18 protein-coding genes and 3 tRNA genes are annotated in these 16,529 nt (G+C 72.5%); 9 read left to right on the top strand and 12 right to left on the bottom strand.

The annotated features are described in order from the left end of the window. Positions 1-72 precede the first annotated feature (72 nt). The 8 genes from AB0M67_RS40990 to AB0M67_RS40955 all read left to right on the top strand — a co-directional run bounded on the left by AB0M67_RS40990 (position 73) and on the right by AB0M67_RS40955 (position 4,959). Positions 73-148: transfer RNA gene (locus AB0M67_RS40990), tRNA-Glu, on the top strand. 18 nt (positions 149-166) lie between these two features. Next, positions 167-237, top strand: a tRNA-Asp gene (locus tag AB0M67_RS40985). Positions 238-313: 76 nt separating this feature from the next. Beyond that, positions 314-385: transfer RNA gene (locus AB0M67_RS40980), tRNA-Arg, on the top strand. A 126-nt stretch (positions 386-511) separates the two neighbouring features. Next, entirely contained in the window at positions 512-910 is a 399-nt protein-coding gene (locus AB0M67_RS40975) for a hypothetical protein (RefSeq protein WP_365753245.1), read from the top strand. Between the two features lie 80 nt (positions 911-990). After that, positions 991-1,404 carry a hypothetical protein gene (locus AB0M67_RS40970; protein WP_365753243.1) on the top strand — a complete coding sequence of 138 codons (414 nt, stop codon included), beginning with the start codon at positions 991-993 and terminating at the stop codon, positions 1,402-1,404. Between the two features lie 224 nt (positions 1,405-1,628). Then, positions 1,629-2,015, top strand: a complete 387-nt coding sequence (locus tag AB0M67_RS40965; RefSeq protein ID WP_365753242.1) for a hypothetical protein — start codon at positions 1,629-1,631, stop codon at positions 2,013-2,015. A 1,082-nt stretch (positions 2,016-3,097) separates the two neighbouring features. Further along, positions 3,098-3,607, top strand: a complete 510-nt coding sequence (locus tag AB0M67_RS40960) for a hypothetical protein (RefSeq protein WP_365753240.1) — start codon at positions 3,098-3,100, stop codon at positions 3,605-3,607. Between the two features lie 1,163 nt (positions 3,608-4,770). Next, positions 4,771-4,959: a hypothetical protein gene (locus tag AB0M67_RS40955; RefSeq protein ID WP_365753239.1), complete on the top strand. Its 189-nt coding sequence runs from the start codon at positions 4,771-4,773 to the stop codon at positions 4,957-4,959. On the opposite strand, the gene AB0M67_RS40950 is transcribed toward AB0M67_RS40955, so the two are convergent. From AB0M67_RS40950 to AB0M67_RS40895, 12 genes are all read right to left on the bottom strand, one after another. Continuing rightward, a complete protein-coding gene (locus AB0M67_RS40950; RefSeq protein WP_365753237.1) occupies positions 4,937-5,521 on the bottom strand; it encodes a hypothetical protein in 585 nt (194 codons plus the stop codon). The two genes, AB0M67_RS40955 and AB0M67_RS40950, sit on opposite strands and share 23 nt — an antisense overlap. 1,404 nt (positions 5,522-6,925) lie before the next feature. Then, positions 6,926-7,696 carry a hypothetical protein gene (locus AB0M67_RS40945; RefSeq protein ID WP_365753236.1) on the bottom strand — a complete coding sequence of 257 codons (771 nt, stop codon included), beginning with the start codon at positions 7,694-7,696 and terminating at the stop codon, positions 6,926-6,928. 230 nt (positions 7,697-7,926) lie between these two features. Beyond that, on the bottom strand, positions 7,927-8,292 hold the full coding sequence (locus AB0M67_RS40940; RefSeq protein WP_365753235.1) for a hypothetical protein: 366 nt from the start codon (positions 8,290-8,292) through the stop codon (positions 7,927-7,929). 237 nt (positions 8,293-8,529) lie between these two features. After that, on the bottom strand, positions 8,530-8,697 hold the full coding sequence (locus AB0M67_RS40935; RefSeq protein WP_365753234.1) for a hypothetical protein: 168 nt from the start codon (positions 8,695-8,697) through the stop codon (positions 8,530-8,532). A gap of 500 nt (positions 8,698-9,197) precedes the next feature. Continuing rightward, positions 9,198-9,941 carry a hypothetical protein gene (locus tag AB0M67_RS40930; protein WP_365753233.1) on the bottom strand — a complete coding sequence of 248 codons (744 nt, stop codon included), beginning with the start codon at positions 9,939-9,941 and terminating at the stop codon, positions 9,198-9,200. A gap of 432 nt (positions 9,942-10,373) precedes the next feature. Continuing rightward, complete coding sequence (locus AB0M67_RS40925) at positions 10,374-10,670, bottom strand: hypothetical protein (RefSeq protein ID WP_365753231.1); 297 nt, start codon at positions 10,668-10,670, stop codon at positions 10,374-10,376. A 130-nt stretch (positions 10,671-10,800) separates the two neighbouring features. Next, positions 10,801-11,409 (bottom strand): hypothetical protein, encoded by a 609-nt coding sequence (locus AB0M67_RS40920; protein WP_365753230.1) that lies wholly within the window; start codon positions 11,407-11,409, stop codon positions 10,801-10,803. Positions 11,410-11,469: 60 nt separating this feature from the next. Next, on the bottom strand, positions 11,470-11,640 hold the full coding sequence (locus AB0M67_RS40915) for a hypothetical protein (protein ID WP_365753229.1): 171 nt from the start codon (positions 11,638-11,640) through the stop codon (positions 11,470-11,472). Between the two features lie 363 nt (positions 11,641-12,003). Then, the gene (locus AB0M67_RS40910; RefSeq protein WP_365753227.1) at positions 12,004-12,579 is read right to left on the bottom strand and encodes an LPD29 domain-containing protein; all 576 of its coding nucleotides are present in this window, start codon (positions 12,577-12,579) and stop codon (positions 12,004-12,006) included. A gap of 180 nt (positions 12,580-12,759) precedes the next feature. Continuing rightward, the gene (locus tag AB0M67_RS40905; RefSeq protein WP_365753226.1) at positions 12,760-13,428 is read right to left on the bottom strand and encodes a hypothetical protein; all 669 of its coding nucleotides are present in this window, start codon (positions 13,426-13,428) and stop codon (positions 12,760-12,762) included. 181 nt (positions 13,429-13,609) lie between these two features. Further along, positions 13,610-14,131 (bottom strand): hypothetical protein, encoded by a 522-nt coding sequence (locus AB0M67_RS40900; protein WP_365753225.1) that lies wholly within the window; start codon positions 14,129-14,131, stop codon positions 13,610-13,612. Positions 14,132-14,239: 108 nt separating this feature from the next. Beyond that, positions 14,240-14,569, bottom strand: coding sequence for a hypothetical protein (locus AB0M67_RS40895; protein ID WP_365753223.1), 330 nt, complete (start codon positions 14,567-14,569; stop codon positions 14,240-14,242). 249 nt (positions 14,570-14,818) lie between these two features. Between AB0M67_RS40895 and AB0M67_RS40890 the strand changes: the two genes are divergently transcribed. Further along, on the top strand, positions 14,819-15,469 hold the full coding sequence (locus AB0M67_RS40890) for a hypothetical protein (RefSeq protein WP_365753222.1): 651 nt from the start codon (positions 14,819-14,821) through the stop codon (positions 15,467-15,469). The last annotated feature ends 1,060 nt before the right edge of the window (positions 15,470-16,529 follow it).

The raw sequence follows: 16,529 nt of genomic DNA, 5'->3' as shown, positions 1-16,529 counted from the left end.
GGCCGGGGAAGGTGACGAGCAAGCCCTCGCGGCCCCATCTGATCCGGTCCCCGGCCGACGGCGGGAAACCATGCCCTTGTGGAGTAGTCCGGCTTATCTCGCCCCCCTCTCAAGGGGGAGACCGCGGGTTCGAATCCCGCCGAGGGTACGCAGCGCACCACTACAGGCTCTTGTCGTCCAGGGGTAGGACACCGGGTTGTCAGCCCGTGAACCGGGGTTCGAGTCCCCGCAGGAGCGCTCACGCTTCACCGCTTCCCCCCGCGGGTTCGAATCCCGCCGAGGGTACGTACCACCGCGCACCACACGCGCGCTCGCTCCTGTCGTCCAACGGAGAGGACACCGGACTACGGATCCGGAAATTGGGGTTCGAATCCCCGCGGGAGCACTCACCCCTACCGCTTCCCCGCAAGTGGTGGCCCGGCCCCGCCGGGACGGGATAGACGACCCGGCGGCCCCGCGCCGCCACTGAGCAGATGCTCCGCGTAGACACCACACCAGAAGGGGGCGACGTGTGAAGACCATCCACGCCGCTGAGCTGCCGACGTGGGGCGCAGCCTGGCGGACGACGCTCACCCTCGGCGAGGCCGCCGACCTCATCGGATTCGACGTGTACGGGGACGACGACCTCGGCACCGAACTGACCCGGGCGAGAGTGCCGATCGACGAGATCGGCTTCCTTTACGCGCGGGAGTGGCTGGAAGCCAACGACGCCGAGGACCGGTTCACGCCCCTGGAAGCTGGGCTCGACGCCGGCGCGCACGAAGTGCCGCCGGTGGTGGTCCTGCCCGGCGAGGGCCTGCGCGACGGCGCACACCGGACCGCCCTCGCCGTGGAGCGGGGATGGACCCACGTAACCGCCTACGTTCCTGTCCCCCACGCGCGAGCAATGGGGACGGGGAGGCGGGCCTGACGGCCAGGACATCGTTCCCGGCCCCGCCAGCGGTACCCGCCGGGCGGCCGACCGCCTCGTCATAGACAAGGAAGCAGCACATGGAGCAGCCGACCGACCAGCCGTCCGTACTCGCCCAGTTCACGCCTTCGCTGCGTGTGGAGCGGTTCGACGAGGTGGTGCAGTACGACGACGCGATGACGGCGGAGCCGCCGCAGCGTACGTACGAGCGGCTGTGGCAGGGGCAGTGCGGCCCGGACTTCACCGTCGAGGACGGTGAGACCGTCCGGCCCGTCAGGCTCCGGGCGCGCTGGTTCCAGGACGGCGACGCCCCGCTGCGCTGGATCAGCGTCGAGGTTACCGGCCGGGTGGTCCTGTCCGACGGGAGCTTCGACCACCGTCCCGTCCGGAAGATCTGGACGCACCACCACGCCGAGCTGGGGCAGGTCCCCGACTGGTTCCTCCAGTTCGTGAGCGCCAACCCCCCGGCACCGCGTACCACCACGGCCGGCTGACATACAGCGGGGACCGCTCGCGGCCGCACCGGGCCGCCGACACCTACACGAGCCGAGCGCAGGGCTCCGGCCCGTCGCTCCGGCGACCCGGTGGTGTCCGCCACCGCGGCCCGCACGGCCACGACCCCGCTGCGCCGCACCGGCCGAACGGCCGAGGTCACCGCCCGCCGGCGTCGCCTGCCGACATCCTGCCTCCCGCACGTTTCCCCACCCCTTGGAGGACCATGCCTCACGTTGGATGGCTGCTGGACACGCTCGCTGAATGGGACCCCGATGCCGACCCGCACGACGAGGGGCCGGAGTTCGACTGGCACGACATCGATGGTCTCCTCAGCATGGCCCACAACGCGGGCGTCGTCTGGGCGCAGCCGCTGGCCATCTGGCCGTTGAACGCGCACGAGGCCCTGATCACGCTCGATCTGCCCGACGGCGGGCCGCGCCTCTGTTCGCTGGTCGAGGAAGTCGCCTTCTACCTGCCCTCGCTGCCCAAGCGCACGGTGGCCGACGCCGTCTGGCACGCCCTTACCGCCGTCCGCGATACCGGAGCGAGCCTGGTCGCCGAACTGGAACGCGCCTGCTCCTCATCGCAGGCGCCGTCCAGCACGTACTGACGGGCGCCGGCCCCGGCACGGCTCGCCCCGGGCCGGCGCCCGCCGTGCCCGGAGCAGCAACTGTCCGCGCCGTGCGTTGGCCGGTGTCTTCTGGGGCAGGACGAGCGACCGGTCCACCACCTCGCCTGCCGCGCCCTGTACGGGATCGGCCGGGATCCATCGCCACCTCGGCGACGTCGACACCGCCCTCGCCCACAGCTCGCGCCGAGCACCTGCCCACCGCCGAACGCTGGGACCGCGCCGCCGCGCTGATTCCGTCCGCGCCCTCCGCCCAGTTCGCGGGGTATGCCAACGGCGGTACCGCCGAAGCGGCACCGCCGTTGCCTCGGGGCGCCCGACGGCGCTCTGCCCCGCTGGCCTGGGATCGCGTTGCCCGGTGGCCGGAGGTGTTGTTTCGACTCTGCTGCCGAGGCAGCAGGTCCGGCGCCGCGTGCCCGAATCTGCGGCGCCACATCGAAGGTAGCAGCAGCCCGCGGCGCTGCCCCGCCCTCTGGCGACACTCCGGCTCCGAGGCCACCGCTCGCGCCCCAGGTGCTGCGCCGTTGTCCGGCGTAGGGGGAGTGCGTCGGCGCCGTGCACCGGCCGGTGGGCGCCGGCTACCGCCCGCGTCCTGATCGACGAGGGCGACGAGGCCGGCGCCTTCGCCCAGTTGCGCCTCGTCGAGCTCGCCGCGCCGCTGGAGGCCCGCCGGCCCTCGGCGCGCGCTGAGCGCACGGGTCGCCGAGCTGCGTCCCGATCTGCCGGGGTCTGAGCGACTACGCGGCACCGCACCGTGGTGTCCCCCCCTCCGACCTGCGTAAACCCGACGCGAACCCTCCCGGCCGGAGGCCGCCGACGCTGGGGCCCGTACGGCTTCACCGGGCCGCCCCGGCGCCGCGCCGCCCCTCGGCCGCCCGTACCCCAGTTCCTGGCCGGCGACCTGTCGGCGTGATGTCGTCCAGGGCCCTGCGCCGGCTGGTGTTGCCCGGGGGAGCGGCAACACGCTGCGCCCTTTCACACAGCGGGTGTTCGCCAACCTCGCCGACGGGGCGGGTCCGGCGGCGATACTGCGGTGAGGCGATCCGAGTGGCGCGGAGGAGCAGGTGACCCAGGACGAGATCCGGCACCCGGCGCTGACCGGCGCGCCCTGGCCGGTGATCGGCGTGCGGGTACGCCACGAGGACCGGCGCCCGCGGGCGGCTTCCTGGCGCCCGGCCCCGCTGGCCGTGCCGCAGGACGTGCTGCTGCCCTGTGCCTGGCCGGAGTTGGAGGGCCTCGCGAAGATCGCTGTGGGCCTGAGCCGGGCCCGGGTCTACGTGCGCGACCTCGCCGAGGACGAGCCGGACGGCCGGCTCGTGCTGTGCCTGCGGGGCGCCCTGGGCGCGATCCAGGTGCAGGGCCCCTTGACGCCCGTGGCCGACGTCCTGGCCGCCCGGACCCGCGCCGCCATGCTGCGCGTCGCCGCGGTGCACCGTGAGGCCGGCCGCCCCGAGGAGGCGCGGGCGTGGCGCGCGCGGGCCCGCCAACTCCTCAAGGACGGCCGTGCCGCCCGCCGCGGCCGAAGCGTGCGGGCCATCTCGGCCGGACTGCCCACCCTCGGCGGGCGCCCTTGAACCCGCCCGCGCGGCACCGCGCCGGCTTCGGCCGGTCGCCCCGGCCGCATCCCGCGTCCGCCTCGGGCCGCGTTCCCGCCGGCCTCCACTCTGCCGTCGCCCGCCCGTACCAGCGGCTGTTCGCACGCGCCCCGGGAGACAGCGCCTCCAGCCCGCCTTCTCCGCCGCAGCTCACCACGGCCGGCCGCGCTGCCCGGCCGTCCCGGCGCCGGCCTCTGCCGCACGGCCGGCCAGCAGGATCAGCACCAGTGTCCGTTCTCCGTGAACGTCGCGAATGTCCCGCTGATCACGGTGAATCGGCCCGGCGGCCGGTGCGCGTTACGGCTGGACGTGCTGGTCGTTGAGGTCGTTATGGGTGTGCGTGAAGGTTCTCAGCTCTGCGTGATGTGCGGTATCGGTCTCCTCGGCGGTACGGCGTATCTCGTCGACGGCGTGCGGCGGCGGGGCCGCCGCGAGGAGTTCGCCCGCTTCTTGGTCTGCGAGTCGTGTTACGAGCGAGGGCTTCCGGACCCGGATACGGGCCGAACCCGGGCGGCCTCCCTGCGGCGGACTGAGTCCGCCGAGTGGTGGGGTCTGACTGGGCGCGGCACGGCTCTCCCGCCCCAGGCGTGCGTCGCCCAGTGCGGCCTGGTCGTGGTGCGCGGCGCGGAGAAGCTCTTGCGGGAGGTGACGTGCTCGCGGGCGTGCCGAACATCCCTCACGCGGAAACGTAACGGGGGGCGAGGATCGGGTCGCCCGTGCGGCGCCTGCGGCACGACCGTGACGGCTGGACGTGCAGATTCTGCGTACTGTGATGGGAAGTGCCGTCAGAAGGCGTACCGCCAACGGCAGGCCCGTCGGCGGACGGATCCGGTCCCGGAGCTGCTGGCGGCGCTGACACCGTTCGTCACCGACTCGACTATCGGACTCTCGATCTCGCAGTCGCTTTACAGGGCATTGAACCGCGTGCACGTCACACACCTGCGCGGTCAGGATCCACGCGCTGCTCTCACCCGGCTCACCCCCATGGATCCCGAGCGGATCAAGATCCCTGACACCGATGGCGGTCGTCGGCTCCGCGCCGCCCTCCGAGGCATCCGGCCGGAGAAACTTCACGTACAGCCGTAACAACACCAACAACCGGCACATCCAGCCGTAACGCGCACCGGCCCGGCCAATTGGCCATGAGCAGCAGGACATTCGCCACGTTCACGGAGAACGGACAGCCCGCCCGTACGCCCGAGCTCCTCGCCGCGCTCACCGCCGGCGGAGCGCCCGGCGTCGACCAGGCGCTCGCGGGTCCGGCCGCGCTGCGGCGCCGGGCCGGCAGCGGTGCGTGGGCGGGTTCGGCTACCGGGGAGGCTGCGGGATGAGCCGGCCGAGGAAACGTGCGACGAGTGCCGACACCACCGCCCATGTCTCCTCGCGGGGGCGGTGGGCGGCGTCGAGCGCGGTGTGCAGGGCCTGGATGGTCGTGTGGGCGTCCGTGCTCACGGAGTAGACGGTCGCCCGGCCTCGGGAGAGCGGGGTGCCGCGGGTGGTGAGGAACTCGTGCATGCACGCGAGCTGGTCGTCGAGTTGGCGGGGGCCGGTGCGCAGGGATGCGTCGAGGTAGTGACTCGGTGAGATGCGGGGCGTCTTCTCGCGGTCGAGGTCGGCGCGCGCGATCAGGGCGACGTGTACGTCGGGGTCGAGACGGCAGTTCAGCGGGGTCCAGGAGCGGACCGTGAAGTCCCTGGAGTCGATGCTGGCGCGGAGCTCCCGCCGTGCGCGGGCAGGGTCCTGGGCGCGTTCCACCTCCCGCTGCGCCCAGGCGATGGCTCCCGAGCGTGGCGCGTCCTGGCCGCGGTCGGCGTGATAGCGGGCGAGGAGCTGCTGGTAGCTGAGCTTGAGGGCGCGGGCGGCCAGCTGCAGCTGGTGAAAGTCGGTCGTCATGAGGCTCCGAGCACCGTGCTCCCGGCGGCCGGTGGCTCAGAAGACAGAGACCGGACACAGCAGTGAAACCCCAGTCCCGATCACCGGGCTTCTGCCGCACCCCGGGCCGGGATCCCGTAAGTGTGCCGGCAAGGACCCTGGAAGGCCCCACAGCATCGCTGCTGCTCAGCCCACCCTAGGACAAACCACCCCACCAGCAGAGCCGGCGCCGGGAGGATTCCCCCGATCGGAGGAACCACCCCGGGACTGCTGCCGGTTGACGCAGCCACCGCGCCGCGCACCTCGGCGTGCCGGCCGGGCGAGGACAGCACGACGTCCTCGCGGACGGCCCACGCTCCGTACGACCGAGACGATCCGACGCAGTCGGCGTGCAGCTCCTTCGCGTTCGTACGCGAAGCCCTCACCGGCGGGCAGCCCTGCGGCACACCCGAGCCCGACCGGCCACCAGCGGCAGAGGCGGGCGCCGACAGGGCCCGCGTACGCGGCGCTACGTCTCCCGAGGAGGAGGCGATGCCGCCGGCTGCCGGGCCGGTGTCCGTCCCGCCACGCCATGCCACTCCGGTGGTAGGCGAGTTGTTCGCCGTTGTTCGGCGGTGTTCACGAACGTTCGGCGGTGTTGTTGCTGGTGTGCCGGCCTGCCGACCGCGGTCGGCAGGCCGCGTGTCCGAAGCGTGGTACCTGCCGACGGTGTCGCCGTGGGGTTGCTGCTGGCGGCCGTCGCGTCCGGCTGCCAGCTGCTCCTGGCCGATGTGTATGACAGGGCCCGGTCGGCCGGGTACGGCGTGGCTCACAGCCCTAGCTGGCGGGAGGGGGCGCCGTGCTGCTCGGCGCCGGGGTGCGAGCTCGGGCGATCCGGTGGTGCTGGGCGGCGTCGCGCAGGACGATACTGGCGCGGGGCTCGGTGCGGCGGTGTGGGCGGTCGGGGACGACGTCGGCGTGGCCGGCCGGGCGTGGGTGGTTGCTCGGCGGTTGTTCACCACGGGCGCGTACGGCTGCCCGCACCGGGCGTTGCCGGTGCTGCTGGCCGCCGCGGCCGCGCCCCGGCCGCGGCGAGTTGTCGACGGTGCGTCCTGTGCCGGACTGGGGTCCACCGCGAGCTCGGTGACGTCGACCAGGCGCGCAAGTTCGCCGCGGTACTGGACCGGCCGAGCTGCCGACGCCAGAGCGTCGGGCCCGCGCGGCCGCCGACACCGCCCGCGCGCTGCTGGACGCCGGCGACGTGTCGGCCGCGTCCGCCCAGCTGTGCCTTGTCGAGTGATGCCCGTGCAGGGCCGACTGAAGGACAAGGAGAGCCGCCGCCTGCTGGCCGCGGTGCGGGCGGCGGCCCAGCACGCGGTGCCCGTCGTGGAAGAGGACGCCGTCGGCGGGTCAGGCCGCTGCGCCCCGGCCCCGGCCAACGGGCCGCTACTCGTGCCGCGGCGCCTTGGTGCCGGTGTCCTGCTCGATCCCGAGGGCCTTGACGACCTCGTCGAAGACGTCGGGGCCGATGGGCGGCCTGGGGGCGTCGAACGGCCAGTCCAGATGGGCGATGACCGGGCGGTAGTGGGCCGGGAAGAGCTCGTGCACGGGCAGGTCGGCGGGAAGGACTCGTGATCCGTACGTTTCGGCGAGGAGCCGGGCCGGCTCCGGGCCGGACCCGTCCAGGTCGATCATGCGCGCCCGCTCGGCGAAGACGAGCGACAGGGCCGCCGACAGCTCGCGGGAGGTCGAGGTCTTGCCTTCGCCGCCTCGGTGGTGGTGCCCGGTGGCGGAGTTGGCCTCGGTGATGCGCCGTACGGCCTCCAGGTCGGGGCGCGCGCTGCGCGGGGCGTTCAGGGCGCGGGCCTGGTCACCGGTCATGCCGGTGGCGGCGACGAGGGCCCGGACGGTGTGGTCGGGCAGGCCGGCGGCGAGGTTGTCCAGGCGGTCGGTGGCCGAGGTGCCGGGTTCGAGGCCGAGGAGCTCCATCGCGCGGTGCTGCTGGACGCCGGCCGCCGCGGCGACGCGCTTCACGTACCCGTCGAGCCGCTCGTCGGGGCGGGGCAGGGGAGCGGCGGGGATCCGGGCGGGCGGGCCCTGCTGCCGGCCTGCGCGGGCGGCGACGGCGCGCCGGGCCTGTTCCAGGGTGATGCCGGGGTGGGCCCGCTGGTACGCGCGTACGGCGCGGTCCTGCTCGCGGTGGTGGCGGTGGGTCATGACGTCTCACGTCCTTTGTCGGCCTGCTGCCCCACACGCGCCGGCCGTCCAGGAGGAGGGCATGACGGAGTTGCTCGCGCGAGTCTCAGACGTCTTCGGTCCCCTGGCGACGGTGTGGGCGTCGAGGTGGTGGTGGACCGGGCGCGGCGCGGTTGCCCTGTGGTGCGCGGACATCGTAGCGACCGCTTCGGACGCGCGGTGCTCCCGCCCGGGCCGGGGCGAGGGGGCGCTCACGTCTCGTCCCAGTCCTCCCAGCGAGGGCAGCTGAGGCGGATGTTGAAGGTGTACGTGGCGTCGCCGGCGAGGACGAGGCGGACGATCGGCGCGTGCTGGTGGGTGGTGAGGAACTCGCAGACGGCCAGGCTGGCGTGCGTGCTGTCGTCGGCGGGGTGGCCGAGGGGGCGGAGCGGTTCGCCGGGGTAGGGCGGCCACTGGTAGGCGCCGAGCACCTCGGCGTGCGTCCACGTCCAGCTGGTGGCGGCGGTCGGGGTGGCGGCGCGTACGCGGATCACGTCGGCGTCGTCGGGAACGAGGGCGCGCAGGGTGTCGACGGCGGGGGTGCGGCGGGGCTGGTCGGGGCTGGCGTATGGGCCCATGTGCGGCGGCTCCTGTGGTTGTCGGCGGGATGGGATCGCGGGGCGGGCGTCTGCCGGTGGAGGACGCGGCCCCGCGCGCGGTGCCAGAGCCGTTCCTCGCGGCGGCGGATCTGGCGGCGTGGGCCCGGGGCCCTTCTGGCACGGCGATGGTGAAGCCGGTGTCGACTTCGAGTCCGCCGCCGAGCGGCGGACCAGGCACAGATCCGCTCGGCGCGGGCGCGGGCGGAGGCTGTGGGGTCAGGGGGCGGGGAAGGGGGCGATGCGCTCGATGTGGGCGAATTCCACGAGGTCGGCGGACCGGTGGGTATGCGCCTTGTCGATGGAGGAACGGGGCGGTGACTGGTCGGTCGTGGCCGGGGAACTGCTGGGGGTCGCCTGGCTCTGCAGGCTGTGGCCGGGGCGCACGCTGCCGAGGGGGCTGCGCGCGGGCCCGCGAGGAGAGGCTCGCCGACGAGGTGCTGGATGAGGCGGTCGCGGGGTAGACGGCTGCTCGCTCTGTTCGGGTACGAGGCCCCGGGTCTGCTGTGCGTGCTGGTCGTCACCGTCCACGGCGCTCCGGGCGGCGGGCCGTTGTGCTGGGTCCGGGCGGTCCTGGAGCTGGCCGGGAGGCTGTGGGCGTGGCCGTGTTCCGCCGTCGCGGACTTGCGGGTGTACGGCCGGCTGCTCGCCGCCCGCCTGGCCGCGCGCTCGCCTCCGGTAGCGACGGCGCGGCTGCGGTGGAGTGGTGGGTCCGGTGGTCGAGGCCACCGATCGGCTGCCGGCCGCCCGCGGTGCTGCGTACGGGGGCGGTGGCGGCCGGCGGGGGTGATGCGGCTGCCGCGGGTGTGCACGCTCCGCCGGTGAGAGTCCGTGTGCTGCGGTGGGTGCTGCTGCGCCTTGGCCGGCCTGGGAGTTGCCCGGGTTCCTTACTTCTCGGGGGTGGTGGGGCCGGCGGCGTCGGCGGTCCTGCGCAGGCCGTCCAGGCGGGATGCCCTGGCCAGTACCGCGGTGGCGGTCTGTGCGGCGGCGGCTGCGTGGTCGGTGAGTTTGCTGCTGCCGGTGGCGGCGTCGGCGAGCTGTTCGGCCAGTTCGCTCAGCTGTCGGGCTTCCTTGGCCACCAGGGCGGCCTCGTTGCTGATCTGGTCGGCCACGGTGTCCCCCGGGGTCGGGGTCCACCAGAAGATGCGGCCCATCTCGTCGGTGCCGTCCGGTTCGGTGAAGGAGCCTCGGGAAAGGCTCATTTCGATGGAGCCGGGGGTGGTGCCGCGTGCGGTGGCCAGGTGGTTGACGTAGTAGCGCTTCTTCTGGGTGGCGGGGTCGATGGTGGGGGACGTCGGGAGCCAGCGGCCCTTGCCCTGGGTCTTGTTGACGGGGTGGCCGTGTTCGTCGAGGTAGCCGAGGGCCTTGCCCAGGGCCATGACCACGCTCACCGGGTAGCGGGGGCGGGGGTGTTCCAGCACCTCCGGGCCCAGCCCGGCGCCGATCGCTTCGGCGACGGCGTGCAGGGCGGGTTTGTGGTCGGGCGTTTTTCCGCCCATGGCCGCCTGGACGGGGGGCTTGTGCCACTTCTGCGGGGCGCTGCGGCTGAGTCCGAAGGCGCGGCTGATGTCGCTCAGGCTGAGCGGCTCGGTACGGCGGGTCAGGTCGATGTCCGGGGTGTTGTCGTCCATGGGGAGATCCTCTTGCCGGCTTCCTCTTCGGGGTGGGCGGGGTGAACGTGGCCGGTGCCTATGGCTCCTCGACGAACGCGGCGGCGCGCGCTTCCTGCGCCTCGTACGGGGTGACGAGCGTGCCGGTGTCGCGCATGGAGAGGTCGAGCGCCAGGGCGGCGAAGCTCATGTCCACGGGGGTCCTCCCATCGCGGTCGGGGGCGCACTCGTCGGGGGCGGTGCGCTTCGAGCCGCCCTGTGTGACTCTTAAAACTATACAGCACGTGGCGAGTGCGCGCAAGCTTTAAGAGGCAAAGAGGGGTCGTGCGGGGCCTTCCGCCCGCGGCCTCGCGCGGGGAGCGGGTATGCCGCGCGGGAGTGGGCGGTTCAAAGGACGCGGCCGAAGCCGGGCGGGGCTGGATCCGGATGGGCTGGGCCGGAGGGCGGGTCGGGCTACCAGCGGGGGCCGGTGAAGACGACGGCGGGAGCCTCGCCCTCGCGCGGCGGGCATCCGCCGTAGGGCTGCTGGCACAGGCCCCGGCAGTGGCGGCAGTCTCCCGACGTGTGCGTGCACGGGGTGCCGCACGGGTTGCCGGTGCGCTCGCGGACCAGCTCGACCTGGTCGGGCCAGATGCCGCCGTCGACGCCGGGGAAGAACAGCAGGCCGTCCAGCTTGCAGGCCACGGCCCGGACTTCGCCGTGGTGCTGGGGGTGCAGGATGCGGACGGTGTCGCCGGCGTGGTAGCGCATGGTCGTGCCTCCGGGGAGTGAGGGGTGGGCGGCTGGCGGGACCGCTGCTCACGGGGGAGCGGGCCCGCTGGCTTGGGGGTGAAGAGGCGCGATGCCGTTCGTGTCCGGGCGGTTGGTGGCCCGGGGCCGGTCAGATGAGGCCGAGGGTGGGCCACATCGTGAGGGTGCTGAGCTCGATGACGCCGTCGGGGTGGCGTTCGAGGATGTGGGACTCCTCGCGCAGGACGTCGTCCTCCAGGCGGACGCGCAGGGCCATGCGGGGAAAGTCGCGCATCGGGTGGCCGTCGAGGTCGGCGAGGGTGACGTACCAGTGCTTGCCGGTGAGGTAGAGCCGGTCCCCGGGCTGCGCCTGGTCGATCAGGGCCTGCCGGAGTCGGTACTCGGCGAACTGGTAGGGCTTGATGGCCTGCTGGAGGGCGCGGAAGGCGCGGGCGTCGTCTTCGGTGGCGCCGGGGTCGTGGAGGGCGCTTTCGAGGTCGGCGAGCCGGGCGAGCTTGTCGAGGAAGCCGGGGAAGGCGGGGGCCCGGCCATCGGCGGACAGGAGGTCGACGTGTTCTCCGCAGATCGCTTCGCCGCCCTGATCGGCGGGGAGGGCGGAGGTGAGTACGGCGACGTGCTGGCCATCGATCTCGTAGACACGCCGGACGGTGGCGGGGCGGCCGAGGTGGTCGGTTACGGCCTTGCCGAGCCAGGGGGAGTCCGGCAGGGCTGTGGCCTGGGCGGTGAGTTCGTGGTCCACGTGCTGCTCATCTCCTCGATGGCGAAGTCCGGGGCGCGGAGGTCCGCGCCCCGGGGCGGGCTATGCGTGGCCGACGGAGTCGGTGGTGACCGTGATGGAGCAGAGGTCGATGTCGAGCTTGACGGAGATGAAGCCGGGGGCCTCGGACGGGCCGTTGTAGATGCCGGGGAGCTTGCCGGAGCCCCAGACGATGCGCTGGCCGGGGGTGAGGGTGAGGTGGGTGATGGACATGTCCAGGTCCTTCCGGTGGTGCGGGCGGGTTCCGCGTGGGTTCCCCCCGCGCTCCCTGTTGACTCTTAAGACTATACATAGAATTCAGGGGAGGTGCAAGCCTTAAGAGTCAAAGCACTGTGCCCCGGTGAGGCGGGAAGGTGTCGCGGGCCGTCTGCTCGGGCGGCGCCCGGCCGCCGCGTGATGACCCGTCGTGGTGCCTGCGGTGCCCCGATGCGGCGGCCCGGCCGTTGCCGGGCCCCGGAGGTCACGGTCCAGGCCGGGTGAGGCGGGCAGCCGCTTCCGGTCCACCGTGGCGGGCGCCGCCGAAGGGCTGGCGCTGGTGGTGGGCGGGGTGCGGCCGGGCCGCACCGGCCGGGGGCGTCAGGCGCGGTTGAGGGCGATCGCGGCGAGGAGGGGCGTGCCGTGGTACTCGCGTCCGGCGTAGGTGACCGAGATGCGGGCGGGGCGGCGCTCCTCGGAGGGGCCGTAAGTGGCGAGCAGGGGAGCGGTGACGGCACTGACCGCGGTTCGGCCGGGGCCGCCGGTCCAGCTGACGGACAGCTCCCACATCGCCTTGCCCCGGCCGGTGCGCACCGAGAACTTCACGCCGGGGAAGGCTCGGCGCAGCTGCTTACGCAGGTGGACGGCGGCGACCTTGGGGAGCAGGGTGCCGGTGGCGTACTCGCGTTCCCGTTCGCTGACGACGGGAGTGACAGAAGTGTGGCGGACGTGGATGTACGGGCTCGGCCTGCCGTCCAGGGTGAGCAGTTCGTAGCGGCGGGCGGGGCGGCCGAAGAAGGCGGAGGCCGTGCAGTGACGGCAGTTGCACGGCGAGACCAGCCACTGGCCGTGGCCCTCTTCGAGGGTGCCCTGGTAGGTCACCTTGGTGCCGGCGGGCAGGCGCAGGGCGAGGTAGGCGGCGGAGGCGTCCATGGGGCCGGTGGCGGTCGTGTACATGGTTCCTCCTGGAGTTCCGTTCCCGCGTTGACTCTTAAGACTATACAGGCGAGTAGGCTTGAGCGCAAGCCTTAAGAGTCAACGCGATAGGGTTCCGGACGGGCTTCGCACCCGCGCCGCAGGGCGCTGCGAGTGCGGGCGACCCGGGCGGCGCCGGGGCCCCGCTGCGCACTGCGGGAATCAGATCCGGGTCAGTCGCCGCATGAGGGTCACGGGCGCGGGGATCGTGGTGCGGGCGTCCGGGCCGGTGGCGGTGCGGACGCGGGCGTGGCCGCCGAGCGTGTCCATGACCCGGCTGCTCGCGTCGGTCAGCGGCCACGGGCCGTTCCACCATGAGCTGTTGGGCGCGCACGCAAGGGTCAGCGTGTAACGGCCGTCGGCGCGCAGCGTGGGGGTGAAGGAGTGGCGCAGCTGGAACTCGTGCCAGTAGTCGTCGTACGCCTCGGCGGGGTGTCCCGCGTAGGGCTCGCGGGTGATCTCGACGTCCTCGCGGCCCAGTGCCCAGGTGATGCGGTGCGCCTTGTCGTCGAGCCAGGCGAAGACGCTGGGGTCGGCCGAGGTGACCGTCCAGATCTCCTCCTCGGTCCACTTGCCGCCGTCGGCCGCCGGGAGCTCCTTGGGCCCGACTCCGGTCACCACGGCCGTCTGCGTGCCGTCGGCGTTCTCGCGCAGCCACGCGCCGCCCGTGACTTCGGTGAAGTCGTCACCGGGCGTCCAGGGCGCCGGTGCGTCGGAGAAGGCCCCGGCCGGGAAGGTGTGTTCCACCTCGACGAGGTGGGCGAAGGGCGAGGTGCTGGAAGGTGCCTGGTGGGCCGCGCGGAGGATGTTGCGGGTGAGGCTGCGGTTCATGGCTGGCTCCTGGAGTTCCGTTCCCGTGTTGACTCTTAAGACTATACAAGCGAGCGGGTTTGAGTGCAAGCCTTAAGAGTCAGTTGTGGGGTGGGCCCCGGTCGCCGTACTGCGGCGCGTCGCCGGCGCGCGGGCGCGGGCTGACCGGGCTGCACCCGGGGGCCGTGGTCCGTCCGGAGGGTCAGGAGGTGGTGAGGATGTAGGTGTGGGTGTGCAGGGTGTTGGCGATGACGTAGCGGGCGTGGATGCGGCCGTGAGTGCGGTCCAGGGTGATGCGGGCGGCGCGGTAGCGGTGCGCGGTGCCCTGGAGGGAGGCGCGGACGTCGGCGGGGCGCAGGCCCGGGACGGGGCCCCGGGGGCTCCCAGCGGTATCGCCGAGGACGGCGCCGAGGCGGTCGAGGGCACAGCGGTACAGGGCGGCGCCGGCGGCCGGGCGGATGTCGAGCAGGCGCAGGGCCTCGCCGCTGCCCAACAGACGGCCGGGCAGGGGCTCGTAGGCATCGGGCCGGGCGGGCGTGAAGACCGCGCGGGGGTCGGCCAGCAGGCCGCGTACGGCGTTGTCGTCGATCCCGGCCGGGGCATCGCCGCCGGGGACGGCCCACCGCTGGGTGTGCCGCAGGCCCCGGTACCAGGTCCGGCCGTCACCGGTGCGGACGATGTCGTGGTCGGCGAAACGCCAGATGGCCGGTGTGGAGGCGGGCATCACGTGTACTCCTGGGGCGGGGTGAGAGGTGCGGGGTGAGGCGGGCCGCTGCCCGGCTTCCACGGGGCCGCTCCGGCGTGCCCGGAGCGGCCCCGTGGAAGCCGGGGCTCACGCTCCGGACGGGGCCGGGGTGCGGGTGGGCAGGGGGACGGGGTTGGCCATCGGGTCGTCGAGCTGGGCGTACCAGTCCTCGTCGTCGGCGAAGACCGTGCCGCACCCGGCGGTGCAGGCCAACTGACCGGGCTTGAGGAGCTTCTGCCCCTCGTGCACGGGCGAGCTGAGGTAGCCGACTGCCGAGCCGTGGTTGCAGAATCCACGGTCGCGCACGGCGTGCCAGGCGTCGGCCTCGGCGTTCATCTGCGCCATCTCCAGGTCGACGTCCAGGCGCTCGGTGTAGATCGCTTCGAGTTCGTCGCTGCTGTTCTCATCGGTGTACACAGGCCCCTCCAGGCGGTCGTCATCCCGTGTGTTGACTCTTAAGACTATACAGTCAAGATGATGTGAGAGCAAGCCTTAAGAGTCGAAAATGCAACCACCGCCCGCGCGATCCCGCTGAGCGCGCACCTCTTCACGCAAGAGTGCACATCACCTCGATTGACTCTTAAGGCTTGCCCCTGCTTCGATCTCTATGTATAGTCTTAAGAGTCAAAGGGGGTTGTTCCTCCCACTACTGCTGAGGAGTTCGTCATGGAAACCAGTGACCTGCGGAGCAACATGATCAACGCCATCAAGGCGTCACTCGGCAGTAGCTACCGGGGCGGCGACGTGGCCGTAGCGATCGTCTGCCCGGCCGAGGCGTTCGCGGACGCTCCGCACTGGTCTCCTGGTGCCGATTTCGCCGCAGTGGGACGGGAGAGCGCGGGATCCAAGTGCTGGGAGCGGCACAACGCCGATGGCACGGTCACGGTTGTTGCGGCCGGAGTGGGGCCTGTTCCCGAGGTGTGGACGGTGACCGCCGCGCCTGATGACTTCGACGGGTGCGGTCTGGGCAACAGCATGCACGGCATCACCTGGATGCAGGACGTGCCCGGCGCTGTCATCAACCGGGAGCCTTACGCGGGGCACCCTGCGCAGGCCGTCGCCCGGTACTGGGACGCCTTCCAGCAGGAGTGGGGCGTGATGCCCCGGGGCGAGGTCCAGGAGGGCGCCGGGTGGATGTTCGGGTCGGGGAAGGTGTGGTTCTACCTGGAGGCGCGGGTGGAGGACAGCGGCGTACTGTTCGAGGCCGCCCGGGAGCTGTGCGAGTCCTTCGGAGCTACGGCGCGGGTCTATCCGTACAACCCGGGCACGAAGTCCTATGACGGGCCGGACGTGTATCCCGAGTACGTGCAGCGGTAGGCAGATCGACCCCGTCCGGGCGGACCTTCGTTCCGCCGCAGTCCTACCGCTGGGATGCGCGCACGCCCCGCAAGGACCGCCCCGTGCGGCGCTCCCCGCACGCCCGAGCGGTGGAGCCGCCGCCGAGTATTTCTACTTTGCATAGGACGAGATCTATTTCCCCTGTTCAGACCCGATGCCGAGCTGTGCTGTACGCGCATTCCGCATGTGGTGTCCCCTCAAGGGAGAACGTCGAATCGCATCGCAGCACCGAGCACCACGACCGACGCCTCCTTGTGCGCCCTGCCGTCTGGCCTTCGGCGGCCGGCCCGTCGGAGGCGCCGCGGCTCTGGAGTACGAAGGCCCGATGGGGCACCGTCGCATCCCGGCGCACATCGTCCGCACTCAACTCGAAGCCATGCGAATTGAGTTGAGGCTTTCGCGCAGAGGCGAGGCGAACTCAAATCTTCGTCTAACGATCTTCGAATGACATCAGGCCGGCGGCCCGGAACTGCCGACACGCCCCAACCCAGGCCCGAGCCAACGCCGTTCACACCCGAGCCCCTCGAACCCGTACCCGTCCACCCGCCCCCGCCCCGTCCTCTCGCCAGCCCCGAGCGGAGCGAGGCACACCCGCCTCACACATCCCAGAGCGCGGAGCGCTCCCCATTCAAGATCACCAAGACCCATCACGTACAGTAATCAGAGCGCGGAGCGCTCGACCTCCTCCATACACCGTTCCGGATTGCGAAGCCATCCGGAACCCACCCAACTCCGCAGCGCAGCGGAGGAGTTGACCCCCAGCCAGATCCCGGGCGCGGAGCGCCCGGCACCCCTCCCCACCAGCACGGGCGCAGCCCGTGCCAGCCCCGGCGCAGCCGGGGCCACCGGGCCGGAGGCCCGGCAACTCCCGTGCGAAGCACGGGAGTTAGCAGTACGCACCCGCGAAGGGCCGAAGGCCCAAGCCCCCTGGCCGAAGGCCAGGGGGTTACCCGGCGTAGCCGGGGCTGCGGACGATCTCGGAGTACACCCCGGCCAACCGCTTCGCCGACCTGGGCTGGTCCACCACACAGGGCGCGGC

Source organism: Streptomyces sp. NPDC051662, from assembly GCF_040681655.1.
Taxonomy (GTDB): domain Bacteria; phylum Actinomycetota; class Actinomycetes; order Streptomycetales; family Streptomycetaceae; genus Streptomyces.
The sequence above is the reverse complement of the archived record's forward strand: the minus strand, read 5'-3'. Positions and strand labels throughout refer to the sequence as shown.